Source organism: Rhodoblastus acidophilus (assembly GCF_025961575.1).
Classification (GTDB): Bacteria; Pseudomonadota; Alphaproteobacteria; order Rhizobiales; family Beijerinckiaceae; genus Rhodoblastus; species Rhodoblastus acidophilus_C.
This window is the reverse complement of sequence record NZ_JAOQNX010000026.1, coordinates 22,942-46,823: the sequence shown is the minus strand read 5'-3', so window position 1 is coordinate 46,823 and position 23,882 is coordinate 22,942. Positions and strand designations below refer to the sequence as shown.

Annotated in this window: 23 protein-coding genes; 19 read left to right on the top strand and 4 right to left on the bottom strand. The window is 63.8% G+C overall.

Annotation, left to right across the window (positions count from 1 at the left end):
- Nucleotide 1 precedes the first annotated feature (1 nt).
- The 18 genes from M2320_RS17410 to M2320_RS17325 all read left to right on the top strand — a co-directional run bounded on the left by M2320_RS17410 (nucleotide 2) and on the right by M2320_RS17325 (nucleotide 18,147).
- Nucleotides 2–538 carry a DUF2059 domain-containing protein gene (locus M2320_RS17410; protein ID WP_264598369.1) on the top strand — a complete coding sequence of 179 codons (537 nt, stop codon included), beginning with the start codon at nucleotides 2–4 and terminating at the stop codon, nucleotides 536–538.
- Between the two features lie 8 nt (nucleotides 539–546).
- Nucleotides 547–1,737, top strand: a complete 1,191-nt coding sequence (locus M2320_RS17405; protein WP_264598368.1) for an NADH-quinone oxidoreductase subunit D — start codon at nucleotides 547–549, stop codon at nucleotides 1,735–1,737.
- Nucleotides 1,734–1,943 (top strand): hypothetical protein, encoded by a 210-nt coding sequence (locus M2320_RS17400; protein ID WP_184424915.1) that lies wholly within the window; start codon nucleotides 1,734–1,736, stop codon nucleotides 1,941–1,943. Before M2320_RS17405 ends, M2320_RS17400 begins: the two co-directional genes overlap by 4 nt.
- Nucleotides 1,940–2,608 (top strand): NADH-quinone oxidoreductase subunit NuoE, encoded by a 669-nt coding sequence (gene nuoE / locus M2320_RS17395; RefSeq protein ID WP_184424917.1) that lies wholly within the window; start codon nucleotides 1,940–1,942, stop codon nucleotides 2,606–2,608. Before M2320_RS17400 ends, nuoE begins: the two co-directional genes overlap by 4 nt.
- 10 nt (nucleotides 2,609–2,618) lie before the next feature.
- Entirely contained in the window at nucleotides 2,619–3,920 is a 1,302-nt protein-coding gene (gene nuoF, locus M2320_RS17390; RefSeq protein ID WP_264598367.1) for an NADH-quinone oxidoreductase subunit NuoF, read from the top strand.
- A 127-nt stretch (nucleotides 3,921–4,047) separates the two neighbouring features.
- Nucleotides 4,048–6,105, top strand: coding sequence for an NADH-quinone oxidoreductase subunit NuoG (gene nuoG, locus M2320_RS17385; protein WP_264598366.1), 2,058 nt, complete (start codon nucleotides 4,048–4,050; stop codon nucleotides 6,103–6,105).
- Nucleotides 6,106–6,112: 7 nt separating this feature from the next.
- Complete coding sequence (gene nuoH / locus M2320_RS17380) at nucleotides 6,113–7,126, top strand: NADH-quinone oxidoreductase subunit NuoH (protein WP_184424923.1); 1,014 nt, start codon at nucleotides 6,113–6,115, stop codon at nucleotides 7,124–7,126.
- Nucleotides 7,127–7,137: 11 nt separating this feature from the next.
- Nucleotides 7,138–7,626, top strand: a complete 489-nt coding sequence (nuoI, locus tag M2320_RS17375) for an NADH-quinone oxidoreductase subunit NuoI (protein WP_425540670.1) — start codon at nucleotides 7,138–7,140, stop codon at nucleotides 7,624–7,626.
- Between the two features lie 83 nt (nucleotides 7,627–7,709).
- Complete coding sequence (locus tag M2320_RS17370) at nucleotides 7,710–8,321, top strand: NADH-quinone oxidoreductase subunit J (RefSeq protein ID WP_264598365.1); 612 nt, start codon at nucleotides 7,710–7,712, stop codon at nucleotides 8,319–8,321.
- Between the two features lie 11 nt (nucleotides 8,322–8,332).
- On the top strand, nucleotides 8,333–8,641 hold the full coding sequence (nuoK, locus tag M2320_RS17365) for an NADH-quinone oxidoreductase subunit NuoK (RefSeq protein WP_184424929.1): 309 nt from the start codon (nucleotides 8,333–8,335) through the stop codon (nucleotides 8,639–8,641).
- 7 nt (nucleotides 8,642–8,648) lie between these two features.
- The gene (gene nuoL, locus M2320_RS17360; RefSeq protein WP_264598364.1) at nucleotides 8,649–10,646 is read left to right on the top strand and encodes an NADH-quinone oxidoreductase subunit L; all 1,998 of its coding nucleotides are present in this window, start codon (nucleotides 8,649–8,651) and stop codon (nucleotides 10,644–10,646) included.
- On the top strand, nucleotides 10,647–12,155 hold the full coding sequence (locus M2320_RS17355; protein ID WP_264598363.1) for an NADH-quinone oxidoreductase subunit M: 1,509 nt from the start codon (nucleotides 10,647–10,649) through the stop codon (nucleotides 12,153–12,155).
- A gap of 8 nt (nucleotides 12,156–12,163) precedes the next feature.
- A complete protein-coding gene (gene nuoN, locus M2320_RS17350; RefSeq protein WP_264598362.1) occupies nucleotides 12,164–13,600 on the top strand; it encodes an NADH-quinone oxidoreductase subunit NuoN in 1,437 nt (478 codons plus the stop codon).
- Between the two features lie 3 nt (nucleotides 13,601–13,603).
- Complete coding sequence (locus tag M2320_RS17345; RefSeq protein WP_264598361.1) at nucleotides 13,604–14,359, top strand: biotin--[acetyl-CoA-carboxylase] ligase; 756 nt, start codon at nucleotides 13,604–13,606, stop codon at nucleotides 14,357–14,359.
- A gap of 11 nt (nucleotides 14,360–14,370) precedes the next feature.
- Nucleotides 14,371–16,038: a ribonuclease J gene (locus M2320_RS17340; RefSeq protein WP_264598360.1), complete on the top strand. Its 1,668-nt coding sequence runs from the start codon at nucleotides 14,371–14,373 to the stop codon at nucleotides 16,036–16,038.
- 159 nt (nucleotides 16,039–16,197) lie between these two features.
- Nucleotides 16,198–16,602: a methylmalonyl-CoA epimerase gene (mce, locus tag M2320_RS17335; RefSeq protein WP_184424941.1), complete on the top strand. Its 405-nt coding sequence runs from the start codon at nucleotides 16,198–16,200 to the stop codon at nucleotides 16,600–16,602.
- Nucleotides 16,603–17,028: an acyl-CoA thioesterase gene (locus tag M2320_RS17330; RefSeq protein ID WP_264598359.1), complete on the top strand. Its 426-nt coding sequence runs from the start codon at nucleotides 16,603–16,605 to the stop codon at nucleotides 17,026–17,028. It abuts the gene before it with no gap.
- Nucleotides 17,029–17,094: 66 nt separating this feature from the next.
- Nucleotides 17,095–18,147, top strand: coding sequence for a potassium channel family protein (locus M2320_RS17325; RefSeq protein WP_264598358.1), 1,053 nt, complete (start codon nucleotides 17,095–17,097; stop codon nucleotides 18,145–18,147).
- Nucleotides 18,148–18,198: 51 nt separating this feature from the next.
- On the opposite strand, the gene M2320_RS17320 is transcribed toward M2320_RS17325, so the two are convergent.
- The 3 genes from M2320_RS17320 to M2320_RS17310 form a co-directional block, all read right to left on the bottom strand.
- Entirely contained in the window at nucleotides 18,199–19,137 is a 939-nt protein-coding gene (locus tag M2320_RS17320) for a sialate O-acetylesterase (protein ID WP_264598357.1), read from the bottom strand.
- Nucleotides 19,138–19,310: 173 nt separating this feature from the next.
- A complete protein-coding gene (locus M2320_RS17315) occupies nucleotides 19,311–20,351 on the bottom strand; it encodes a COX15/CtaA family protein (RefSeq protein WP_264598356.1) in 1,041 nt (346 codons plus the stop codon).
- Between the two features lie 131 nt (nucleotides 20,352–20,482).
- Nucleotides 20,483–21,049 (bottom strand): Spy/CpxP family protein refolding chaperone, encoded by a 567-nt coding sequence (locus M2320_RS17310; RefSeq protein WP_264598355.1) that lies wholly within the window; start codon nucleotides 21,047–21,049, stop codon nucleotides 20,483–20,485.
- A 129-nt stretch (nucleotides 21,050–21,178) separates the two neighbouring features.
- Between M2320_RS17310 and M2320_RS17305 the strand changes: the two genes are divergently transcribed.
- Nucleotides 21,179–21,388, top strand: coding sequence for a DUF2842 domain-containing protein (locus M2320_RS17305; RefSeq protein ID WP_184424952.1), 210 nt, complete (start codon nucleotides 21,179–21,181; stop codon nucleotides 21,386–21,388).
- Between the two features lie 4 nt (nucleotides 21,389–21,392).
- Here the strand turns inward: M2320_RS17305 and M2320_RS17300 are convergent, their stop codons facing one another.
- Complete coding sequence (locus tag M2320_RS17300; RefSeq protein ID WP_264598354.1) at nucleotides 21,393–23,882, bottom strand: cation-translocating P-type ATPase; 2,490 nt, start codon at nucleotides 23,880–23,882, stop codon at nucleotides 21,393–21,395.

The window sequence follows — 23,882 nt, the reverse complement described above, 5'->3', positions numbered from 1 at the left end:
GATGCGCCGTTCCGCTTCGCTCCTGCTGGTCCTGGCGACGTTGGCCCTCGGTGGCGCCGCGTCGGCTCAGGATTCGGCGCAAAGCTATGCGGAAAAGCTCAAGGCGTATTCGCCGCAGGCGGTCGAAGCGGCGCAGGCCTACGCCCGGACGCTCGATCTCCGCGCGCTGGTGACCAAGAGCGCGCCCTTCGCCGCCCAGCAGGTGAACCAGCGGGTGCGCGTCGCCAATCCGGGACTGAACGAGGACCAGGCCTCCGCCTTCGTCGATCATTTCGTGCAAAAAATGCTGACGCAGGATGTGGACGCCATCGAGCGCGCCTCGGTCCTCACCTTGCTGGAGACGATGGACCCGGATGAGCTCGAGGCGTTGCGCGCCTTCCAGCAGACGCCCATGGGCGCCAAGGTGGTGCGCAAAATGCCGTTGCTGGTGGCGCGGTTGAATGAAAACATGCGCCTGATGAATGATTATGTGATCCCGCGCGCGCTCAGCGCCGCGCGCGACGAGATGCTGAAAAGCGGCGTCGAAGTGAAAATCTGAGGCGGACGATGACCGAACAGAATATGCGCAATTTCTCGATCAATTTCGGTCCGCAACATCCGGCGGCCCATGGCGTGCTGCGCCTGGTGCTGGAGCTGGACGGCGAAGTGGTCGAACGCGTCGATCCCCATATCGGCCTGCTGCATCGCGGCACGGAAAAGCTGATGGAGGCGCGCACTTATCTGCAGAACGTGCCTTATTTCGACCGGCTCGATTATTGCGGGCCGATGTCTCAGGAGCATTCCTTCGTCCTCGCCATCGAGAAACTGCTGGGCGTCACGGTTCCGCGCCGCGCGCAATTGATCCGCGTGCTCTATGCGGAAATGACCCGCATTCTCTCGCATATGCTCAACGTCACCACGCAGGCGATGGACGTCGGCGCGCTCACCCCGCCGGTCTGGGGGTTTGAAGAGCGCGAGAAGATCATGGTGTTCTACGAGCGCGCCTCCGGCGCCCGTATGCACGCCAATTATTTCCGGCCGGGCGGCGTCGCCAAGGACCTGCCGCCGGCTTTGATCGCCGATATCGGCGCCTGGCTCGATCCGTTCCTGAAACTGATGGACGATCTGGAAGCGCTGTTCGTCGAGAACCGCATTTTTAAGCAGCGCAATGCCGACATTGGCGTGCTCACCGCGGAAGAATGCTGGAAATGGGGCTTTTCTGGTCCGGTTCTGCGGGGCTCCGGCGTCGCCTGGGATTTGCGCCGCGCGCAGCCCTATGAATGCTACGAGGAAATGGAATTCGACATTCCCGTCGGCAAGCATGGCGACTGCTACGACCGGCAGGTCGTGCGCCTTGAAGAAATGCGACAATCCGTGCGCATCATGCGCCAATGTGTCGAAAAGCTTTCACTTGCGGAGAATCAGGGGCCGGTCCTGGTCCCTGACCACAAGATCACCCCGCCGCGCCGCGCCGCGATGAAACAGTCGATGGAAAGCCTGATCCATCACTTCAAACTGTTCACCGAAGGTTTCCGCACGCCGGAAGGCGAGGTCTATGTGGCCACCGAGGCGCCAAAAGGCGAGTTCGGCGTCTATCTGGTCTCTGACGGCACGGACAAGCCGTATAAGTGCAAGATCCGCGCGCCCGGCTTCGCCCATTTGCAGGGCATGGACCTGCTGTGCCGCAACCATATGCTCGCCGACGTCTCCGCCATTTTGGGCGCGCAGGACATCGTGTTCGGCGAGGTCGACCGATGACGGTTCTGGACTCCCTGCGAAAGAACGCGCGCTTTCTCGTCAGCGGGCTCGGCTCCGCGATTCTCGTCCTCATCCTCTGGCGGGCCGTGAACGGCGCGCCGCTGATCCAGCCGCAATCCGATTTCGGCATCCTCCTCGGCGGCCTCGCCGTCACGGCCTATGTCGTCATCCAGGACCTGCGCGAATCCAATGGAAAGAAATCATGAGCGCCCGCCGTCTCGCCGAGCAGCAGCCCGACAGCTTTGAGTTCACGCCGGAGAACAAGGCGTGGCTGGACAGGCAGATCGCCAAATATCCGCCGGGCCGTCAGGCTTCCGCCGTGATCCCCGCTTTGTGGCAGGCGCAGAAGCAGCATGATTACTGGCTGCCGCAAAAGGCGATCGAAAAGGTCGCGGATCTGCTCGGCATGCCCTACATCCGCGTGCTCGAGGTCGCGACCTTTTACACCATGTTCAACCTGGAGCCGGTCGGCAAATTTTTCGTCCAGGTCTGCGGCACCACGCCCTGCATGCTGCGCGGCTCCGACGCGATCATCGAGGTCTGCCAGAAACGCATCGGCGAGCAGCGCCATGTCACCGCCGACGGCCTGTTCTCCTGGCTTGAGGTCGAGTGCCTGGGCGCCTGCTGCAACGCGCCCATGGTGCAGATCAACGACGATTATTACGAGGATTTGACCGCCGAATCCTTCGCCAAATTGCTCGACGATCTCGCCGCCGGCCGTCCCACCCATGTTGGCCCGCAGAACGGCCGCAACCGCTCGGAGCCGCTGGGCGGCCTCACCGCGCTCACCGAATTCTATGGCGCCGATGGCAAGAGCGGTCCGCTGAGCGACCCCGCCGCCGCCGCGCAGCCGGCCCATCCGGGCAAGTAAGGAGAAGACGATGCTTCAGGACAAGGATCGTATCTTCCAGAACCTTTACGGCTATGGCGATTGGGGCCTCGCCGGCGCGAAAAAGCGCGGCGCCTGGGACAACACCAAGGGCCTGATTGAAAAGGGCAAGGACTGGATCATTTCGGAAATGAAGGCCTCGGGTCTGCGCGGGCGCGGCGGCGCCGGCTTCCCGACCGGTCTGAAATGGTCGTTCATGCCCAAGCCCGATCCGGCGCGGCCGTCCTATCTGGTCGTCAACGCTGACGAATCCGAGCCCGGCACCTGCAAGGACCGTGAAATCCTGCGCAACGACCCGCATCTGCTGGTCGAGGGCTGTCTGGTCGCGGGCTTCGCCATGGGGGCGTCGGCCGCCTATATTTATGTGCGCGGCGAATTCATCTGGGAGCGCGAGCGCCTGCAGGCGGCGGTGGACCAGGCCTATGACGCCAAGCTGATCGGCAAGGACAATGTCCACGGCTATCCCTTTGATGTGATTGTGCATCATGGCGCCGGCGCCTATATTTGCGGTGAGGAGACCGCGCTGCTCGAATCGCTCGAGGGCAAGAAGGGCATGCCGCGGCTCAAGCCGCCGTTCCCCGCCAATATGGGTCTCTACGGCTGCCCGACCACCGTAAATAATGTCGAATCCATTGCGGTGGCGCCGACCATTTTGCGGCGGAGCGCGGCCTGGTTCGCCTCGTTCGGCGCCAAGAACAATGCCGGCACCAAGCTTTTCAGCATTTCCGGGCACGTCAACAAGCCCTGCAATGTCGAGGAGGCCATGTCGATCCCGTTCCGCGAGCTGATCGACAAGCATGCGGGCGGCGTGCGCGGCGGCTGGGACAATCTGTTGGCGGTGATCCCCGGCGGCTCCTCGGTGCGTTGCGTGCCGGCGCATCAGATCATCGACACGCCCATGGATTTCGACTCTCTGTCGGCGCTGAAATCCGGCCTCGGCACCGCGGCCGTGATCGTCATGGACAAGAGCACGGACATCATCCGCGCGATCGCCCGACTCTCGCATTTCTACAAGCACGAGAGCTGCGGCCAGTGCACGCCATGTCGCGAAGGCACCGGCTGGATGTATCGGATCATGCAACGCATGGTCGAAGGTCGTGCACAAAAGTCGGAAATCGACCTGCTGTTCGACGTGTCCAAGCAGATCGAGGGCCACACCATCTGCGCTCTGGGCGACGCCGCGGCCTGGCCGATCCAGGGGCTGATCAATCATTTCCGCCCGGTGATCGAGGCGCGGATCGACTCTTACACCGCCCGCGCCGACAAGGACGCGGTCAAGGTGGCGGCGCAATAGGCAAAAAGGCGCCCAAAAGGCGGGGTTCTTGCATCGGCGCGCCCGATGTTAAAGCATCCTGAAAAACGGTTCGGAGCTGGACCGGCGTGCGGATAACCCCGCCGCGTCCGGCGCAAAGGGAAGAAACATGGCGAAAATCATCGTCGATGGGATCGAAGTGGATGTCCCGGCGGAGTACACGCTGCTGCAGGCGGCGGAAACCGCCGGCAAGGAGATTCCGCGCTTCTGTTTCCATGAACGGCTGTCGGTCGCCGGCAATTGCCGCATGTGCCTGGTCGAGGTGAAGGGCGGCCCGCCCAAGCCCACCGCTTCCTGCGCCATGTCGGTCAAGGATCTGCGCCCCGGCCCGAATGGCGAGCCGCCGGAAATGTTCACCAATTCGCCGATGGTGAAAAAGGCGCGCGAAGGCGTGATGGAATTCCTGCTCATTAACCATCCGCTGGATTGCCCGATCTGCGACCAGGGCGGCGAATGCGATCTGCAGGATCAGGCTTTGGCCTTCGGCCGCGACCGCTCCCGCTACACCGAGAACAAGAACGCGGTCGAAAACAAATATATCGGTCCGCTGGTGAAGACCGAAATGACCCGCTGCATCCAGTGCACGCGCTGCGTCCGCTTCACCGCCGAAATCTGCGGCACCTCCGACATGGGCAATATCGGCCGCGGCGAGGATTCGGAGATCACCACCTATCTGCAATCGGCGATGCGCTCGGAATTGCAGGGCAATGTCACCGATCTCTGCCCGGTCGGCGCGCTGCTGCCGCGCCCGCAGAATTTTCGCGCGCGTCCCTGGGAATATACCAAGACGCCGGGCGTCGACGTCTCCGACGCGCTCGGCGCCAATATCCGCATCGACACGCGCGGCCGCGAAGTCATCCGCATCCTGCCGCGCATCAACGATGCGGTGAACGAGGAATGGATTTCCGACAAGGCCCGCCAGAGCGTCGACGGCTTGAAGCTGCAACGGCTTGATCGTCCCTATCTGCGCGAGAACGGGCGCCTGCGTCCGGCGAGCTGGTCCGAAGCTTTTGGCGCCATCGCCGCCAAGGTTCAGGCGACTTCGCCTGATAAGACTGGGTTCATCGGCGGCGACCTGTCGTCGGTCGAGGATTTGTTCGCCGCCAAGGCGCTTGCGGACAAGCTGGGCGTGAAGAATATCGACGCCCGTCAGGACGGCGCCAAGCTCGATCCGAAGAACGGGCGCGCGTCCTATCTGTTCAACGCCAGTGTCGAGGGCATTGACGCTGCCGACGCGCTGTTGATCATCGGCTCGAACCCGCGTTGGGAATCGCCGGTGCTCAACGCCCGCATCCGCCGCCGCTGGCGGGCAGGGGATTTTCACATCGCCGTCATCGGCGAGCCGCACGACCTTACCTATCCCTATGAGCATCTCGGCGCCGGTCCCGACGCGCTGGCCAAGGTCGCCCGTGGCGAAGGTTTCGGCGAGGTTCTGGCCAAGGCTGAGCGTCCGCTGATCCTGGTCGGCGCCGGCGCGCTGGCCCGCGAGGATGGCGCGGCCATCGCCGCGCTCGCCGCCAAGCTCGCGGTCAAGGGCGACTGGAACGGTTATTCGGTGCTGCACACCGCCGCCTCGCGCGTCGGCGCGCTCGACATTGGTTTTGTGCCGGGCGAGGGCGGTTTGACCGCCGCCGCCATGGCCAAGGCCGGGGCGCTCGACCTGCTGTTCCTGGTCGGCGCCGATGAAATCAACGTCGAGCCCGGCGCCTTCGTCGTCTATGTCGGCACCCATGGCGACCGCGGCGCGCATCGCGCCGATGTGATCCTGCCCGGCGCCGCCTATACGGAAAAATCCGGGCTTTACGTGAACACCGAAGGACGCGTCCAGTTGACCGACCGCGCCGGCTTCCCGCCCGGCGACGCCCGCGAGGATTGGGCTGTCTTCCGCGCCCTGTCGGCTGTGCTCGGCAAGACGCTGCCGTTCGACTCGCTGGCGCAATTGCGCGCGCTGCTGAACAAGGCTGTGCCGCATATGGCGCAGATCGACGAGATCGAGAAGGCCGATGCGGGCGCTCTGACAAAGCTGCCGGCGGGCGCGCTGAGCGGCGCGGCTTTCGTCTCGCCGATCACCGATTTTTATCTGACCAACCCGATCGCGCGCGCGTCAAAAGTCATGGCCGAGTGCTCCGCGCTCGCCAAGGGCGCGCTGAAGCAAGCGGCGGAATGAGGAGGACATGATGGAAACCCTGCTCCCGCTCCTCCTCATCGTCGCCAAAAGCCTGCTGCTGATCATTCTCGGCCTGACGGCGATCGCGTACTACCTGCTGGCCGACCGCAAAATCTGGGCGGCGGTGATGCTGCGCAAGGGTCCGAATGTCGTCGGGCCCTGGGGCATCTGGCAAAGCTTCGCCGACATGATCAAGTTCATGGTCAAGGAGCCGATCATCCCGACCACGGCCAACAAGGGCGTGTTCATGATCGCGCCCCTGGTCACGGCGGCGCTGGCGCTCTCGGCCTGGGCGGTGATCCCCGTCAATGACGGCTGGGCCATCGCCAACCTCAACGTCGGCATTCTCTATATTTTCGCCATCTCGTCGCTTGGCGTCTATGGCATCATCATGGGCGGCTGGGCTTCGAATTCGAAGTATCCGTTCCTGTCGGCCCTGCGCTCCGCCGCGCAAATGGTGTCCTACGAAGTCTCGATCGGTTTTGTGATCATCACCGTGCTGCTCTGCGCGGGCTCGCTGAACCTCAACGACATCGTCAAGGCGCAGGACACGCAATGGGGCATGCTCGGCTGGTACTGGCTGCCGCTGTTCCCGATGTTCGTGATCTTCTTCATCTCGGCGCTGGCGGAAACCAATCGTCCGCCCTTCGATCTGGTCGAGGCGGAATCCGAACTCGTCGCCGGCTTCATGGTCGAATATTCGTCCGCGCCCTATCTGCTGTTCATGCTCGGCGAATATGTGGCGATCATCACCATGTGCGCCCTGCTGGTGATCCTGTTCTGCGGGGGATGGCTGCCACCGTTCCACAATGAATATCTCGACCAGGTGCCCGGCGTGATCTGGTTCGTGCTGAAGCTCACCTGGTTCTTCTTCCTGTTCGCAATGGTGAAGGCTTTTGTTCCGCGCTACCGCTACGACCAGCTGATGCGCCTGGGATGGAAGGTCTTCCTGCCGCTGTCGCTCGCCGCCGTCATATTGGTCGCGGGTGTGCTGCAATTCGCCGGCTTTGCCGCGCAGTGAGGTTTGGTTTGATGCAAATCACCGCCGCAATCAAAAGCCTGTTCCTGAAGGAGTTCTTCGGAGCTTTCTTCCTGGCGTTCCGCTATATGCTCAAGCCGAAGCCGACCATCAACTATCCGCACGAGAAGAACCCGCAATCGCCCAGATATCGCGGCGAGCATGCGCTGCGCCGCTATCCTAACGGCGAAGAACGCTGCATCGCCTGCAAACTGTGCGAGGCGATCTGCCCGGCGCAGGCGATCACCATCGAGGCGGAGCCGCGCGGCAATGACGGCACCCGCCGCACCACCCGCTACGACATCGACATGGTCAAATGCATCTATTGCGGCTTCTGTCAGGAAGCCTGTCCGGTGGACGCTATCGTCGAGGGGCCGAACGCGGAATTCGCGACGGAGACGCGCGAGGAGCTCTATTACGACAAGCAGCGCCTGCTCGATAACGGCGCCATGTGGGAGCGCGAGATCGCGCGCAACATCGCGGCCGACGCGCCGTACCGCTGAACCTTCGCGCCAGCGCGAAACAGATTTTGGGCCGCGACGCGCGGCGAAACGAAACGGCCCGCAAGGGCGCACAAGGTGGGACCATGAGCGTAGCCACGGCCTTCTTCTACCTGTTCTCCATCATCACCATCGCCTCCGCGGCCATGGTGATCGTGGGGCGCAATCCCGTTCACTCCGTGCTGTTCCTGATCCTGGCCTTCGTCAGCGCGGCCGGCCTGTTCGTGCTGACCGGCGCGGAATTCCTGGCCATGCTGCTGGTCGTCGTCTATGTCGGCGCGGTCATGGTGCTGTTCCTGTTCGTCGTCATGATGCTCGACGTGGACTTCGCCCAGCTGCAAAAGACGGTCGGCAAATATCTGCCCGTTGGCGGCTTGATCACGCTGGTCGTGCTCGCGGAGCTGGTGCTGGTCGTCGGCTCCTGGAATGTCGCGCCCGAATCCGTGCTGTCGACCCCGACGCCGGCGGGGCTCAGCAACACCGCCGCTTTGGGCCAGGTGCTCTACACGCAATATGCCTATCTGTTCCAGGCGGCGGGCCTGGTGCTGCTCACCGCCATGATCGGCGCCATCGTGCTCACCCTGCATCACCGCCCGAACGTCAAGCGCCAGGACATTTCCGCGCAGAACGCGCGCACCCGCGCCACGGCAATCGAAAACAAGCACGTCCCGTCCCGCACGGGCGTGCCGGTCCCGTAAGGAGCGACATCATGGTCATCGGTCTCGAACATTACCTGATCGTCGCCGCCATCGTTTTTACGCTGGGCGTGGCGGGCATCATCCTCAACCGCAAGAACGTCATCATCATCCTGATGTCGATCGAGCTGATCCTGCTGTCGGTGAACATCAACCTCGTCGCCTTTTCGGCGAAGCTGCACGACCTCACCGGACAGGTGTTCGCGCTGTTCATCCTGACGGTCGCGGCGGCGGAAGCGGCCATCGGCCTCGCCATTCTCGTCACCTACTTCCGCAATCGCCGCAGCATTGCGGTGGAAGACATCAATATGATGAAGGGCTGAGCGACACATGTATTCGGCAATCGTCTTCCTCCCCCTTCTCGGTTTCCTGATCGCCGGCCTCGGCGGCAAGAAACTCGGCGACCGTCCCTCCGAAATCATCACGACCGCGCTGCTGTTCGTCTCCTGCGCCCTGTCGTGGATCACTTTTGTCGATGTCGGCCTGCATGACGGCCATTTTTCCGCTCCAGTGCTCGCCAATTGGCTGACCTCCGGCGAGCTGAAGATCGACTGGTCCTTGCGGATCGACACGCTGACCTCGGTGATGCTGATCGTGGTCACCACGGTCTCGGCGCTCGTGCATTTGTATTCGATTGGCTACATGCACGAGGACTCTTCGCGCCCGAGGTTCTTCGCGTATTTGTCTCTCTTCACCTTCGCCATGCTGATGCTGGTGACGTCGGACAATCTGGCGCAAATGTTCTTTGGCTGGGAAGGCGTCGGTCTCGCCTCCTATCTGCTGATCGGTTTCTGGTACGAAAAGCCGTCCGCCAATGCGGCGGCGATCAAGGCGTTCGTCGTCAACCGCGTCGGCGATTTCGGCTTTTCGCTCGGCATGTTCCTGGTGTTCATGCTCACCGGCTCCATCGCCTTCGACACGATCTTTGCCGCAGCTCCCGGCCTCGCCAACAAGAGCGTGCATGCGTTCGGGCTCGACTGGAACGCCATGACGCTCGCCTGCCTGCTGCTGTTCATGGGCGCGATGGGCAAGTCGGCGCAGTTCCTGCTGCACACCTGGCTGCCCGACGCGATGGAAGGCCCGACTCCGGTCTCCGCGCTCATCCATGCCGCCACCATGGTCACCGCCGGCGTGTTCATGGTGGCGCGTCTGTCGCCTCTGTTCGAGCAGTCGGCCACCGCTCTCACCGTGGTCACGTTGGTCGGCGGGATCACCGCTTTCTTCGCCGCCACCGTCGGTCTGGTGCAGAACGACATCAAGCGCGTCATCGCCTATTCGACCTGTTCGCAGCTCGGCTATATGTTCGTCGGCCTGGGCGTGGGCGGCTATGCGCTCGGCATTTTCCACCTGTTCACCCATGCCTTCTTCAAGGCGCTGCTGTTTTTGGGCGCCGGCTCGGTGATCCATGCCTTGCACCATGAGCAGGACATGCGCCGCATGGGCGGGTTGTGGAGCAAGATCCCCGTCACCTTCGCCTGCATGACCATCGGCACGCTGGCGCTGACCGGTTTTCCAATGACGGCGGGCTATTTCTCCAAGGACGCGATCATCGAGGGCGCCTTTGCCGCCGGCGGACATTCCGGCGTGGCCATGCTGGCCTTCGTGCTGCTGGTGGTCGCGGCGGGCATGACCTCGTTCTACTCCTGGCGCCTGGTGTTCATGACCTTCTTCGGCGAGCGCCGCTGGTCGGAGCAATATCGCCTGCTGCATCCCGAGCATGACCATGGCCATGACGATCATCATCACCATGTCGGCGAGCCCCATGAATCCCCGCTGACCATGATGGTTCCGCTGTTCGTGCTGTCGATCGGCGCGCTCGCCGCAGGCTATCTGTTCAAGGGCGAGTTCATCGGCCATGCCGCGGGCGAATTCTGGCGCACGTCGCTGTTTACGGGCGAGCACAACCATATCCTGCATGAGATGCACGAAATCCCGGAATGGGTGGGTTATGCGCCCTTCGCCATGATGGTCGGCGGATTTGTCGTCGCGCTGTTCATGTATGTGGTCGCGCCCAAGGTTCCGGCGACGCTCGCGGGCAAATTCCCGGCGCTCTACAAGTTCCTCTTGAACAAGTGGTACTTCGACGAGCTCTACGACAAGATTTTCGTCAAGCCGGCGTTCTGGCTGGGCCGGCTCTTCTGGAAGGGCGGCGACGGCGCCATCATCGACCGGCTCGGCCCGGATGGGGTCGCCGCGCGTGTCGTCGACGGCGCGGGTTTCGCCTCGCGGCTGCAAACCGGCTTCATCTACAATTATGCGTTCGCGATGCTGCTCGGCCTCGCCGCGCTGATCACCTACGGCATGTTCTCGCTGGGCGGGGGGCAATAAATGTTCGGCTTTGGCATTCTCTCCGGGCTGACTTTTTTGCCCCTGATCGGCGCTGCGCTGATCGCTTTGGTCAAGGAAGACGATAACGGGAAAAACACGATCCGCTGGATCGCGCTCTGGACGACTTTGGTCACCCTGGCCCTGTCGTTCTATGCGTGGTCGCAGTTCGTTCCCGGCGTCGCGGACTTCCAATTCGTCGAAGAAAAAAGCTGGTTCGGCTCCGGCCTCAGCTACAAAATGGGCGTGGACGGCATTTCCTTCCCGTTCGTCGTCTTGACCGCGTTTTTGATGCCGTTTTGCATCGCGGCCTCCTGGAAATCGATCGATGTCCGCGTCAAACAGTACATGATCGCGTTCCTGGTGCTGGAAACGCTCATGATTGGCGTGTTCTGCGCGCTGGACCTCGTTCTGTTCTATCTGTTCTTCGAGGGCGGCCTGATCCCGATGTTCATCATCATCGGCGTCTGGGGCGGCAAGCGGCGCATCTACGCGAGTTTTAAATTTTTCCTCTATACGCTCGCGGGCTCGCTGCTCATGCTGGTCGCCATCATGGCCATGTATGCGCAGACGCATTCGACCGACATTGTCGGGCTGCTGACCACCAAATTCGATCCGAGCCTGCAAAAATGGCTGTGGCTGGCGTTCTTCGCCTCGTTTGCGGTCAAGATGCCGATGTGGCCGGTGCATACTTGGTTGCCCGACGCCCACGTCGAGGCGCCCACCGCTGGCTCCGTCATCCTGGCCGGCATTTTGCTCAAAATGGGCGGCTACGGGTTCATCCGCTTCTCGCTGCCGATGTTCCCCGACGCCTCCGCCTATTTCGCGCCTCTGGTCTATGCCCTGTCGGTGATCGCCATCGTCTACACCTCGCTGGTGGCGCTGGTGCAGGAGGATATCAAAAAGCTGATCGCTTACTCGTCCGTGGCGCATATGGGCTTTGTCACCATGGGCCTGTTCGCCATGAACCAGCAGGCGGTCGAGGGCGCGGTTTTTCAAATGGTGTCGCATGGCATCGTCTCCGGCGCGCTGTTCTTGTGCGTCGGCGTGGTCTATGACCGCCTGCACACCCGCGAGATCGCGGCTTATGGCGGCATCGTCGCCAAAATGCCCGTCTATGCCGCGGCCTTCATGGTGTTCACCATGGCGAACGTCGGCCTGCCCGGCACGTCAGGTTTTGTCGGCGAATTTTTGACGCTGATCGGCGCGTTCAAGGCCAACACTTTTGTTGCCCTGTTCGCCACCACCGGCGTCATCCTGTCGGCGGCTTATGCGCTCTACCTCTACTGGCGCGTGGTGTTCGGCAAGCTGGAAAAGCCAACGCTTCAGGGCCTTGCCGACCTGTCGATGCGCGAGTTCGCCATCCTGGCCCCGCTCGTGCTCTTGACCATCTGGTACGGGATTCAGCCGAACCAAGTGCTGCACGCCTGTTCCGGCGCGGTCGCCCAGCTGATCAAGAACTACGACGCGGCGCTCGCCGTCACCCGCACGGCCGCCCTTTCTCTTTACTGAGAGTTTTTATGGAAACGCTGCAACTCGCCCTCGTCCACGCCCTGCCGGAAGTCATTTTGGCGATTGGCGTGATCGCCATGGTCCTCGTCGGCGCCTTCCGGGGCAAGCCGGATGACGGCCCGATGAGTGAGATCGCCGTCGTGCTCCTCGGCGCGGCGCTGGTCGCCATCGTGCTCAAAACCCCTGGGGTCTCCGGGGTCGTTTTCGACAATGCTTTTGTTGACGACCGCTTCGGCGATTTTATGAAGGCGCTGGCGCTGATCGGCTCCATCGTCACTTTGCTCATGGCCGGCGATTTCTTTCGTGGCGAGGGCATCAACAAATTCGAGTTTCCAATCCTCGTGGTGCTGGCGACGCTCGGCATGATGATGCTGATCTCTGCCAATGGCCTGATCGCGCTTTATCTCGGCCTCGAACTGATGTCGCTCGCCCTCTATGTCACCGCGGCGCTGTCGCGCGATGACGCACGGGCGTCGGAAGCGGGTCTGAAATATTTCGTGCTCGGCGCGCTGTCCTCCGGCATGCTGCTCTATGGCGCCTCGCTGCTGTACGGGTTCTCCGGCAATGTCTCCTTCGCCGGGATCGCCGCCGCCATCGGCGACCATCCCAATGTCGGCGTGATCTTTGGTCTGGTGTTCCTGTTCACCGGACTGGCGTTCAAAATGTCCGTCGTGCCGTTCCATATGTGGACGCCCGACGTCTATGAGGGCGCGCCGACCCCGGTGACCGCCTTCTTCGCCTCGGCGCCGAAAATGGCGGCGGTGGCCATCGCCACCCGCGTCATCTACACCGCCTTCCCCGGCGCCACCCACCAGTGGCAGCAGATCGTCATCTTCATGTCGATCGCCTCGATGGCGCTCGGCGCCTTCGCCGCGATCAAGCAGGACAATATCAAGCGCCTGATGGCCTATTCCTCGATCGGCCATATGGGCTTCGCCCTGGTCGGCCTCGCGGCCGGCACCGAAGAGGGGGTCAAGGGCGTGTTGTTCTACATGGCGATCTATCTCGTCATGACGCTCGGCGCCTTCGCCGCCATCCTGTCGATGCGGGTGAACGGCAAGCCGGTGGAAAAAATCTCGGACCTGTCCGGCCTCGACAACACCAACCGCCCCATGGCTCTGTTCATCGCGCTGTTGATGGTCTCGCTGTCGGGCGTCCCGCCGCTCGCGGGCTTCTTCGCCAAATGGTATGTGTTCCTGGCGGCGGTGCAGGCCAATCTGTTCACCCTCGCGGTGATCGGCGTGCTGTGCTCCGCGGTGGCGGCGTTCTACTACTGGCGCATCATCAAGGTCATGTATTTCGACGACGCCGCGCCGGCTTTCGACAAGCCCAGCCTGACGCTGCGCGCCGTGCTCGCCGTCTCCGCCGTCTCGATGCTGCTCTACTGGGTCTATCCGGCGCCGCTGGTGCAGGCCGCCGATTCCGCCGCAAAGTCCCTGTTCTAAAAGGTGGACCTCGGAAAGGGCGCGGCGCGGGCGGGTTTTCGCCTGGAGCATTTCGCGGAACTTGGCTCGACCAATGACGAGGCGGTCTCAAGGATCGCCTCGGGAGACCCCGGGCGTCTCTGGATCGTCGCCGACAGCCAGAGCCGGGGCAGGGGACGGCTGGGGCGCGTGTGGTCCTCGCCGCCCGGAAATCTTTTCGCCAGTCTGCTGTTGATTGAGCCCTGCGCGCGTCCCATCGCGCCGCAATTGGGTTTTGTCGCCGGCGTGGCGCTGGCCGATGCGCTGCGCGGGCTGCTCGGCGGCGACCGGCGGCTGGCGCTGAAATGGCCCAATGACGCGCTCTACGATGGCGCCAAAATCTCCGGGCTTTTGCTCGAGAGTTCCGGCATCGGCTGCGTCATCGGCTTTGGCGTGAATTGCGAAACCTATCCCGACGACACGCCCTATCCCGCCACGAGTTTGAAAGCGATCGGCGCCCGGGTCGGCCGCGAGGCGGTGTTCGCGGCTTTGTCCGACGCGCTGGCCATGTGGCTCGACTTCTGGGCGCGCGGTGAAAACTTTGCTTACATTCGTCGCGCCTGGCTCGATGTCGCCGGCGGCCTCGACGCCCCTGCAAAAGTGCAGCGCAACGGAAATGTCATGAACGGAGTCTTTCGCGGCATTGACGCGCAGGGGCGCATGCTGTTGGAACGCCCTAACGGAATTATGGAAACGATCGAGGCGGGCGATCTGAGTTTTGCGCCGCCGAATTTTGGATGAAGGGCTCATAAATGCCTTCCGCACAGGAAGAACTGGTCTTCGCTCCGCTCGGGGGCCTCGGCGAAATCGGTATGAATGCGGCGGTCTACGGGTTTGGCGCGCCGGGAAAGCGAAAATACATCCTGGTCGATTGCGGCGTGGCCTTCGCCCACACCGACATGCCCGGCGTCGACCTGATCCTGCCCGATCCCGCCTTCATCGAGAAAAACCGCAAGGATTTGTTGGGGATCGTTATCACCCACGCCCACGAGGACCATGTCGGCGCCGTCGCGGCGCTGTGGCCGCGCCTGAAATGCCCGATTTACGCGACGCCATTCGCCACCGGCCTGTTGCAGACCCGCCGCCTCGCCGAACCCGGCGCGCCAAAAGTGCCGATCGAAATCGTGCGGCAGGGCGACCGGCTGCAGCTCGGTCCCTTCGAGATCGAATTCGTCGCCATGTCGCATTCGATTCCGGAAGCCTGCCTGCTGGCGATCCGCACGCCGGTCGGGACGGTCGTTCATTCCGGCGACTGGAAGCTCGACGAAAACCCTGGGCTCGGACGTCCGACCGATATCGCGCGGCTGAAGGAGATCGGCGACGAGGGCGTGCTGGCGCTGATCAGCGATTCCACCAATATTTTGCGCGAGGGCGAGAGTCCGTCGGAAGCCCAGGTCGCGGAAATTTTGCGCGAAAAGATTTCCGCCGCGCAGGGCAGGGTGCTGGTCACCACTTTCGCCTCCAACATTGCGCGTCTGCGCGCCGTCTGCCTCGCGGCGCAGGAGGCCGGGCGACAGGTGGTGCTGGCGGGCCGCGCCATGGAGCGCTCGCTCGATGTGGCGCGCGAGTGCGGCTATCTCGACGGCGTTCCCGAGCCGCTGTCGCTCGAAGCCTTTTCGCGGCTGCCGGCGCAAAAAGTGCTGGTGCTGGCGACGGGGAGCCAGGGCGAGGCGCGCGCCGCCATGTCGCGGATCATTCGCGGCGAACACGCGGTCAAGCTGGGCGCCAACGATCTCGCCATCTTTTCGTCGCGCACCATTCCCGGCAATGAGCGCGAGGTCGGCGCCATCGTCAACGCTTTGATCTTGCAGGCGGTGGATGTGGTCACCGGCCATGACGCGCTGGTGCATTGCTCCGGCCATCCCCGGCGCGGCGAGGTCGAGCAGCTTTACCAATGGCTGCGGCCGAAAATCGCAGTGCCCGCCCATGGCGAGGCGCTGCATCTGCGGGTTCACGCCGCCTTCGCCCGGCAGATGGGGGTGGAGCATGTGCTCACCGCCCATAATGGCGACATGATCGCGCTGGCGCCTGGGGCGCCCGGCCATCTGCCGGGAATCGCCCACGGAAGACTCTATCGTGACGGCGAGGTCATCCTTTCCGAGATGGATGATTGCTTCCGCCAGCGCCATCGGCTGGCGGCGGCGGGCATTGTCAGCATCGCCTTCGCGCTCAACGACAAGGGCGATTTGATCGGCACGCCGGACATGGTTACGTTTGGTCTGCCGCGTGTGGGAGTCGACGGCCGCGCGCTCGACGAGGTGATCGACCGCGCTTTGTTCGATACGCTGGATTCCCTGCCCAAGGCGAAGAAAAGGGACCCGGACGTCGCCTGCGGCGCGGTGGAGAAGTCGGTGCGCGCCGCGGTCGCCGCCGTCTGGGGGAAGAAGCCGCACGTGCATGTGTTGGCGATTGAGGTTTGACGGCGGAGTCGTGGACCGCCCTCGTGCTTCGAGACGGCCGCAATGCGGCCTCCTCAGCATGAGGGCTGCTGAGAAATAGTGAATTCCCTCATGGTGAGGAGGCTGCGAAGCAGCCGTCTCGAACCATGGCTATCGGAACGAATGTTTGAGGAGATTCGGATGATCGGACGTTTGAACCATGTCGCCATTGCGGTGAAGGACCTCGCGGCGGCTTCCAAGACCTATCGTGACGTGCTCGGCGCCAAAGTGTCGGAGCCCAAGGCCCAGCCGGACCATGGCGTGACCGTCGTCTTCATTGAACTGCCCAACACCAAGATCGAACTGCTGGAGCCGCTCGGCGAATCCTCGCCGATCGCCAAATTCCTGGAAAAGAACCCCGATGGCGGCATGCATCATGTCTGCTACGAGGTGGAGGACATTTTGGCGGCCCGCGACCGTCTCAAGGCCGGCGGCGTCCGCGTGATCGGCGACGGCAATCCGAAAATCGGCGCGCACGGCAAGCCGGTTCTGTTCCTGCACCCGAAGGATTTCAACGGCACGCTGGTCGAAATCGAGCAGGTCTGAGTGAGCGAGAAACCGAATCCGCCCGTTCTCGGCGACTTTCCGTTCCGCACCCATGAAAAGCTGCGTTACGGCGACACCGACCGGCAGGGGCATGTCAACAACGCCGTTTTCGCCACCTTTTTCGAGACGGCGCGCGTCGATATGCTCATGGCCGGCGACGTCGACCTGAGGGGCGAGAACGGGGCCTTCGTGCTGGCGCGGCTCGCTATCGACTATGTGCGCGAGATCCATTGGCCCGGCGAGGTCGAGATCGGCACCCGCATCCTTGCGGTGGGCCGCTCCTCGCTGCGGCTGGAGCATGCCGTGTTCGACAACGGGGTTTACGCCGCGCGCGGCGAGGATGTGACCGTGCTCACCGACACGATCACGCGCAAGTCCAAGCCGTTTTCGGAGGAGGCGCGCGCCTGGCTCGAGGCTCGGCTTTAAAGAGTCTGATTTTGCTGGATCGAAGCCTTTTCCTCCTGCATAGAGGAGGAAAATTTCGGTCTTGCCATGGCTTCCGGCTTTCTCGCCTCTCCGCTTCGCAACGTCATCGGCGGCATCAGCTTTGTCGCCACGGTGTCGGCGCTCGCCGTCGGCGCCTATGTGTCGCAGGGCTGGAGCCTGGGCGACGCCGTGTTCATGGTGCTCACCACCATTTATACCGTCGGATATGGCGAAATTCAGCCCGTGCAGACGCCGGCGCTGCGCGCCATCACCATTGCGCTGATGGTGGTCGGCTGCACCGGCATGGTGTTCACCACGGGTTCGCTGATCCAGCTCATCACCGCCGCCCAGTTCCAGCAGATTTTCGGGAACCGCCGCATGCAGAAGGAAATCGACGGCCTGCACGGCCATGTCATCGTCTGCGGTTTCGGCCGCATCGGTCAAAAGCTCTGCCGCGAACTCAAGGCGGCCCGCGTGCCCTTCGTCATTGTCGACCATGATCCCAAGCGGATGGAATCGGCGCGCGTGTCCGAGCATGTGTTCATGCAGGCCGACGCCACCGACGACGAGGCGCTCAGGCGCAGCGGCATCGGCCGGGCCAAGGCGCTCGCCACCGTGCTGCCGGACGACGCCGCCAATGTGTTCATCACTTTGTCGGCGCGCGCCCTGAACCCGGATATTTTTATCGTCGCGCGCGGCGAATCCCCGTCCACCGAGCGCAAGCTGCTGCAGGCCGGCGCCAATCGTGTCGTCCTGCCCGCCCGTATCGGCGCGGAGCGCGTCGCGGAACTGCTGCTGTTCGACGACATCAATAGCATTGTCGCCCGCATGCGCGCCGGCGGCAGCGACCGGCTCGCCGCCGACCTGCGCCTGCTCGGCCTCGACATGGAGGTGATCGCGGTCGAGGCCGGCAGCAGATGCGACAAGCATACGATCGGCGAGATCGAAAAATTCGGCGCCGGGGCCTTTTTGATCGTGGCGCTGGAAAAGCGCGGCGGCGGCGCGCTGATCCAGCCGGAGCCCGGGACTTTTGTCGAGGCCGGCGACGGTCTCGCCATCGTCCGGCGTCCTGAGAAGGCGCAGATGCTGGAGGCGCTGTTCGCGGCGGGGGCGGCGTGAGGCGCGCCGTCGCTGTTTCAGCCGACGGCGCGCGTTTTTGGCAACCGTGGGTCATGGCGCCGTCGCGCGATGGACTTTGGCCTCCTGGAGCAGAATCTGGGACCAGGCCTGCGCCGTTTTCTCCAGGCCGGACCCGCCCATGTGGCAGTCGTCGTAGCGATCGTTTCCGTCAAGCAGGGCGTCGGTGTTCACGCCGCGTCGGATCGTCCCGCCCTCCTGTGACAGGGACATTTGCGCGCGCACGATGGAATTGTCGGGGGAATTGGTCTTGAACCCGCCATTGCTGGGCTCAAGGCATTTCGACGCGATGGAGATATAGACGGGCGCCGTGATGTCCCCCTTGCGCAATGTGTCCACCATCGACAGGAACCGCTCCTTATAGGCGTCCTCGCTCGTGCCCAGCACGTAATCGGCTTCGCCCTGGTGCCACAGCACATGGCTGGGACGGTAGCCCTGCTGTTTGATCTGGGCCGCCAACTGGATCAAGAGCGGGTTGATGTCGCCGCCGGGCGCCCAGCGCGCGACCGTCGAACCGTTGATCGCCAGCGGCGCGATCACGACCTGGTCGAAACGACCGGACTCGATCAGCAGATTGGCGACTTCTGTCCAGTATTCGCCCGTCGTTCCCGTCGCGCCCAGAAGCGGCGACGCCGCCCGGAAACAGCGGCCGTCGAAGAAGTTGACGATCCGGTCGCCATGCTGAGACCGGTAACGCTGTCCGCCGTGATTGGCGGCGTTGGATTGTCCGAGCACGAGCAGGAAAGCCGTCCGATCCGTTTGCGCGGGACAGGCGATCGCGGGTTTCGTTTCATCGGCGGTCAGACGGTCGAGCTTGTCCAGGACATAGCGGCTTTCCGGGGGGGGCGTTGGAGCGACCTTTTCCTTCAGCGCGTGGATTTGTGGCCAGGGGAGCCAGTCATGTCTCCCGCTGACCCCGCCGATTGCAAAGCCGGCGACAAGAGCGAGTATAAACGCCAAAGCTTTAGACATGAGATTCCTCTGCTAAGGATTAGCTTAATGAATACATTGATAGTTCATATGAAATCTCGTCGTATTTCAACTTACGAGAATTGCGTGATTTTGAATCGGTAAAAATGCGGACAAGAAATATTGTCACGCTCAGGAACAACTGTTTCAAAACGCCTTGGGCAAACGAGATGCGCTCACCCCAGCTTGCGGCGGTGAATGGTCGCCAGCGCCAGCACGCCGATCGCCAAAGCCTGATGCGCCAGCGCGGCGGGCAGGGGAACCGACAGCAGCAGCGTGGTCACGCCCAAGCCGGCTTGCGCGAAAATCAGCAGCGCCAGCGCCAGAGCCCGCCGCACCGCCCGCCGCGCCAGCCGCTCGCGGCTGATGTGGAAGGCGTGGAACAGGGCGAGCAGCAGCGCCAGATAGGCCGCCATGCGGTGCTGGAATTGCACCGTCAAGACATTGTCGAGAAAATTGGCCCAGAGCGGTTTCAGGCTGAGCAGGGCGTCGACCGGCGGGATGAACCGTCCGTCCATCAGCGGCCAGGTGTTATAGGCGAGGCCGGCGCGCGTTCCCGCCACCAGCGCGCCAAAGCCGATCTGCGCGAACACCAGGGCCAGCAGCAGGCCTGCCTCGAGGCGAAAGTTCCGGGCGTCCTTGCCCATGGGGTCGCGAAAATTGGGCCGCAATCCCTCCGCGGTCCACAGGATCGCGGCGAAAGTGATGCAGGCGAGCAGCAGATGGATCGCCAGCCGCTCCTGCGCCACCTCGGTGCGCTCCGACAGCCCCGACGACACCATCCACCAGCCGACAAAACCCTGGAGTCCGCCCAGCGCCAGGATGAACAGCAGTTTGAAGCGCAAGGCGCCGGCGACGAGCCCCTTGAGCCAGAAAAAAGCCAGTGGCAGGGCGAAGGCCAGTCCGATCAGCCGCCCGAGCAGCCGGTGCGCCCATTCCCAGAGATAGATGGTCTGGAACCGGGACAGCTCCATGTCCGGGAACATCTGCGCATATTGCGGAATCTGCTTGTATTTTTCAAAAGCCTCGCGCCACGCCTCCTGTGACAGCGGCGGCAGCACGCCGGTGATCGGCTTCCATTCCGTGATCGACAGGCCGGATTCGGTGAGGCGCGTGGCGCCGCCGACCAAAACCATCAGCGCGATCAGGCCCGCGACGGCAAACAGCCAGCGCCGGACGGCGACGAGCGGGTCGGTGGTTTTGGTTTTCTGCAACATGGGCGCTTCCGAAAGGGCAAATCTAGCCGGCATGCTGCGTCGCGGCAAAGAAAAACCGCGCCGAGGGGGGATCGGCGCGGTTTCCCTTGCTTCGGGCGGGGTCCGGGGGAGGAGCCCCGCCCGAATGGAAATCAATCGTCGTCCTTATCCTGGACGCAGCCGCCGCGCGGCTCGTGAGGACCCGGGCCGCCGTGCATCATTGCGCCCATCATGCCCGGTCCGCCTTCGCCCATGCCGCCATGCGGGCCGTGATGCCCCTGATGCCGGCTGATCTCCTCGAACTGGCCTTTCTGGCGCTCGTCCAGGCTGTTGTAGAAGGCGAGCAGTTTCGGCGTTTCGGCTTTCAGCGCGTCCAGCCGGGCTTGCAGCCGGGCCTGGCGGAATTCGAGCCGCTTTTCAAAGCTCAGGTTGGCGGGATTGGCGGCGCAGACCGCCGCGCGATTGTCCGTCACGGATTTGGCGCGGACGGCCTGCACGTCCTTGAACGCGGCCTTTTGCGCGTCGGTCAGCTTCAGGCGTTCGGCGAGCTGGTCCGCCCGGCGCTTCTGCATGTCGGCGAAATGTTCGGCGAACTTTTCGTCCGCGCAGAAGCGTTCGTGACGCGATCCCGGGCCGTCCCAGCCGGCCTGCGCCGGCGGCATCGCATAAGCGGCGAAGCCACAGGCGAGGGCGAGGGAAGCAATTCTGAAAACACGCATTTCCGTCTCCAATGGGGGTGAGCGCGGGGCTCATCCTTGACGCCTTATTTAGGAACGCCCGGCTGAATTTCGCATGAATGACTTGAGGTAAAATTGTGACTGCGGGATAAGACGGCAAAAGGAGAGATCATGACCAGCCGCACGCGAAAACTGATCGGAGCCCTGATCATGGTGCCCTTCGTGGTGATCTATGCGCTGATCGCCATGGTCCTGGCGCAGTACACGGCGATGAAGCTGGACTCGCAGGCGCTGCGCTTCATCATTTTCGCCGTGCTCGGCCTAGGCTGGGCGCTGCCGATGATGCCGCTGATCAAATGGATGGAAAAGCCCGACGCCTGACCGGTCAGCCGCCGCGTCGCGCGAAAAAACTGCGCGCGGCCTTGAGGCTTTCCGAGACGACCAGCACGGCCAGGCCGACGCCCAGCGCCAGGGAGAGGTCGTCGGCGTGCAGCGGGCCGAAACGGAAGAGATCGCGCAGCCACGGCCACAGCAGCGAGGCCGCGAGCATGGCCGCGACCGCCGGGAGGGTGAGCGCCAAAGCGGGATTGCGCCGCAGCAGCGCTTTGCGCAACGAGGCGCCCGTCGAACGGTTCACCAGGATCAGCGCGACAATGGCGATGACCAGCGAGAAAAACACCAGCGCGCGCACCTCGTCGCCCGGCATGCCCCGCCCCAGCGCGATCACGTAGATCGTCGCCGTCAACGCCAGCGCCAGGGCGCCCTGGAACAGCCCCCAAAGGATCATCGGCAGGGAAAACAGCGGCTCCGCCGGATTGCGCGGCGGCCGGCGCATCAGCCCGTCCTCTTCGCTTTCCGCCTCGAACACCAGCGAGCACACGGGGTCGATGATCATTTCCAGAAAGGCGATATGGACGGGGCCGAACAGGATCGGCGCGCCCAGGAACAGCGGCGCCAGGGCGAGGCCGGCGATGGGGACGTGCACGGCGAAAATAAAACTCATCGCCTTGCGCAGATTGTCGTAAATCCGCCGCCCCAGCCGCACCGTCTTGACGATCGATCCAAAATCGTCGTCGAGCAGCACGATGGAAGAGGCCTCGCGCGCCACATCCGTGCCGCGTCCGCCCATGGCGATTCCAATATGCGCGGCCTTCAGCGACAGCGCGTCGTTGACGCCGTCGCCGGTCATGGCGACCACCTCGCCGCCCGCCTTCAGGGCCTCGACGATGCGCAATTTCTGGTCCGGCATGATCCGCGCGAATACGGAGGTTTTTTGAACCCTTTCTGCGAGCGCCTCGGCTGACAAAGCTTCGATCTCGCGGCCCGTAAGATGGTGTTCGCTCGAAATGCCCGCCTGGCGCGCGATGGCGCGCGCCGTCGTCGGATAGTCGCCGGTGATCATCACCACCCTTATGCCCGCGCTTCGGCATTCGGCGACCGCGGCGGGAACGTCGGGGCGGATCGGGTCGGCGAGGCCGACGAGGCCCAGGAATTCGAACTCGAAGTCTTGTTGGGCCTCGGGGAGGTCCGACCCGGCGAAGGCGGCGCGGGCGACGCCAAGCACGCGCAGACCGGAAGCCGCCATATCCTCGACCGTGGCCGCCAGTTTGGCGCGGTCGGCGGGGGGCAGGCGGCAGAGCGCGACAATGTCCTCGGGCGCGCCCTTGGCCGCGACGATTTGCCGGCCGTCCGCCGCCCAGACCTGGGTGACGGCGAGGCAGTCCGGCCGAAGCGGATAGACCTGCACGATTTCGCCCGATGGCGGCGGCGCGCTGGTCTGCTGCGCCAGCGCCCAAAACGCCTTTTCCATGGGATCGAAGGGATCGCGCGCGCAGGCCAGGGCGCCGAACGCCAGGAGTTCGGCGGCGGCCGGGGGCAGGGGTTTGGCATCCGGGCCGATGCGAAAAATGTCGCTGTCGCGGCGCATTTGCGCGATGGCCATGCGGTTCTGGGTCAGCGTGCCCGTCTTGTCCGTGCACAGCACGGTCGCCGAGCCCAGGGATTCGATGGCGCTGGCGCGCCGCGTCAGCACGCGCGCCTGGGAAATCCGCCAGGCGCCCATGGCCATGAACACGGTCAGCACCACCGGGAATTCTTCCGGCAGCATGGACATGCCGATGGCGATGCCCGCGAGCAGCGCATCGAGGCCATTGCCGCGCAAGATCCAGTAGAGCGCCACCACCAGCGCGCTGACCGCGCCGCCGGCGACCGCGGCGATCATCACCAGGCGCCGGGTCTGGCTTTGCAGGCGCGGCGCTTCGGTCTCCAGGGTCCCAAGCGTCTTGCCGATCTTGCCGATCTCGCTGCGGGCGCCGGTGGCGGTCACCTCGGCGAGACCGCCGCCGCGCACGATCAGCGCGCCCGAATAAACGGCGTCGTCGCCCGCCGCTTGCGCCCGCTTGCGCACCGGCGCGGATTCCCCCGTCAGCAGGGATTCGTCGGCCTCGAGGTCTTGCGCTTCCAAGAGCCGCGCATCGGCGGGAACGCGGTCGCCTTCCGCGAGCACGATGAGATCGCCGCGCACCACTTCGCGTCCGGGAATGCGCTGGCGCTCCCCGTCGCGGATCACCAAGGCGCGCGGGCTGGTGAGGTCGCGGAGCGCCTCCAGCACGCGCTCGGTGCGCGCCTCCTGCACCACGGTGATGACGATCGACAGGCAGGCGAAGGCGAGCAGGATGATCGCCTCCCTTGTGTCGCCGAGGGCGAGATAGACCGCGCCGCCGCCGAGCAGCAGGGCGAGCATGGGCTCGCGCAGCACCTCCAGCACGATCTTCGCCAGCGTGCGGCGGTCCGGCTGCGGCAATTCGTTCGGACCTTCGGCGGCAAGCCGCGCGGCGGCGTCCACGGAGGTCAGGCCGGTCGTGGGCGAAGCCAT

Excerpts from the sequence above, each read along its gene's own strand:
- M2320_RS17400 (WP_184424915.1), top strand. The coding sequence starts at position 1,734 with ATGACGGTTCTGGACTCCCTGCGAAAGAACGCGCGCTTTCTCGTCAGC.
- M2320_RS17410 (WP_264598369.1), top strand. The coding sequence starts at position 2 with ATGCGCCGTTCCGCTTCGCTCCTGCTGGTCCTGGCGACGTTGGCCCTC.
- M2320_RS17315 (WP_264598356.1), bottom strand. The coding sequence starts at position 20,351 with ATGTTGCAGAAAACCAAAACCACCGACCCGCTCGTCGCCGTCCGGCGC.
- mce (WP_184424941.1), top strand. The coding sequence starts at position 16,198 with ATGATCGGACGTTTGAACCATGTCGCCATTGCGGTGAAGGACCTCGCG.
- nuoI (WP_425540670.1), top strand. The coding sequence starts at position 7,138 with ATGCAAATCACCGCCGCAATCAAAAGCCTGTTCCTGAAGGAGTTCTTC.
- M2320_RS17305 (WP_184424952.1), top strand. The coding sequence starts at position 21,179 with ATGACCAGCCGCACGCGAAAACTGATCGGAGCCCTGATCATGGTGCCC.
- M2320_RS17370 (WP_264598365.1), top strand. The coding sequence starts at position 7,710 with ATGAGCGTAGCCACGGCCTTCTTCTACCTGTTCTCCATCATCACCATC.
- M2320_RS17320 (WP_264598357.1), bottom strand. The coding sequence starts at position 19,137 with ATGTCTAAAGCTTTGGCGTTTATACTCGCTCTTGTCGCCGGCTTTGCA.
- M2320_RS17325 (WP_264598358.1), top strand. The coding sequence starts at position 17,095 with ATGGCTTCCGGCTTTCTCGCCTCTCCGCTTCGCAACGTCATCGGCGGC.
- nuoF (WP_264598367.1), top strand. The coding sequence starts at position 2,619 with ATGCTTCAGGACAAGGATCGTATCTTCCAGAACCTTTACGGCTATGGC.
- M2320_RS17405 (WP_264598368.1), top strand. The coding sequence starts at position 547 with ATGACCGAACAGAATATGCGCAATTTCTCGATCAATTTCGGTCCGCAA.
- nuoN (WP_264598362.1), top strand. The coding sequence starts at position 12,164 with ATGGAAACGCTGCAACTCGCCCTCGTCCACGCCCTGCCGGAAGTCATT.
- nuoG (WP_264598366.1), top strand. The coding sequence starts at position 4,048 with ATGGCGAAAATCATCGTCGATGGGATCGAAGTGGATGTCCCGGCGGAG.
- nuoH (WP_184424923.1), top strand. The coding sequence starts at position 6,113 with ATGATGGAAACCCTGCTCCCGCTCCTCCTCATCGTCGCCAAAAGCCTG.
- nuoL (WP_264598364.1), top strand. The coding sequence starts at position 8,649 with ATGTATTCGGCAATCGTCTTCCTCCCCCTTCTCGGTTTCCTGATCGCC.
- M2320_RS17300 (WP_264598354.1), bottom strand. The coding sequence starts at position 23,882 with ATGGCTTCGCCCACGACCGGCCTGACCTCCGTGGACGCCGCCGCGCGG.
- nuoK (WP_184424929.1), top strand. The coding sequence starts at position 8,333 with ATGGTCATCGGTCTCGAACATTACCTGATCGTCGCCGCCATCGTTTTT.
- M2320_RS17340 (WP_264598360.1), top strand. The coding sequence starts at position 14,371 with ATGCCTTCCGCACAGGAAGAACTGGTCTTCGCTCCGCTCGGGGGCCTC.
- nuoE (WP_184424917.1), top strand. The coding sequence starts at position 1,940 with ATGAGCGCCCGCCGTCTCGCCGAGCAGCAGCCCGACAGCTTTGAGTTC.
- M2320_RS17355 (WP_264598363.1), top strand. The coding sequence starts at position 10,647 with ATGTTCGGCTTTGGCATTCTCTCCGGGCTGACTTTTTTGCCCCTGATC.
- M2320_RS17310 (WP_264598355.1), bottom strand. The coding sequence starts at position 21,049 with ATGCGTGTTTTCAGAATTGCTTCCCTCGCCCTCGCCTGTGGCTTCGCC.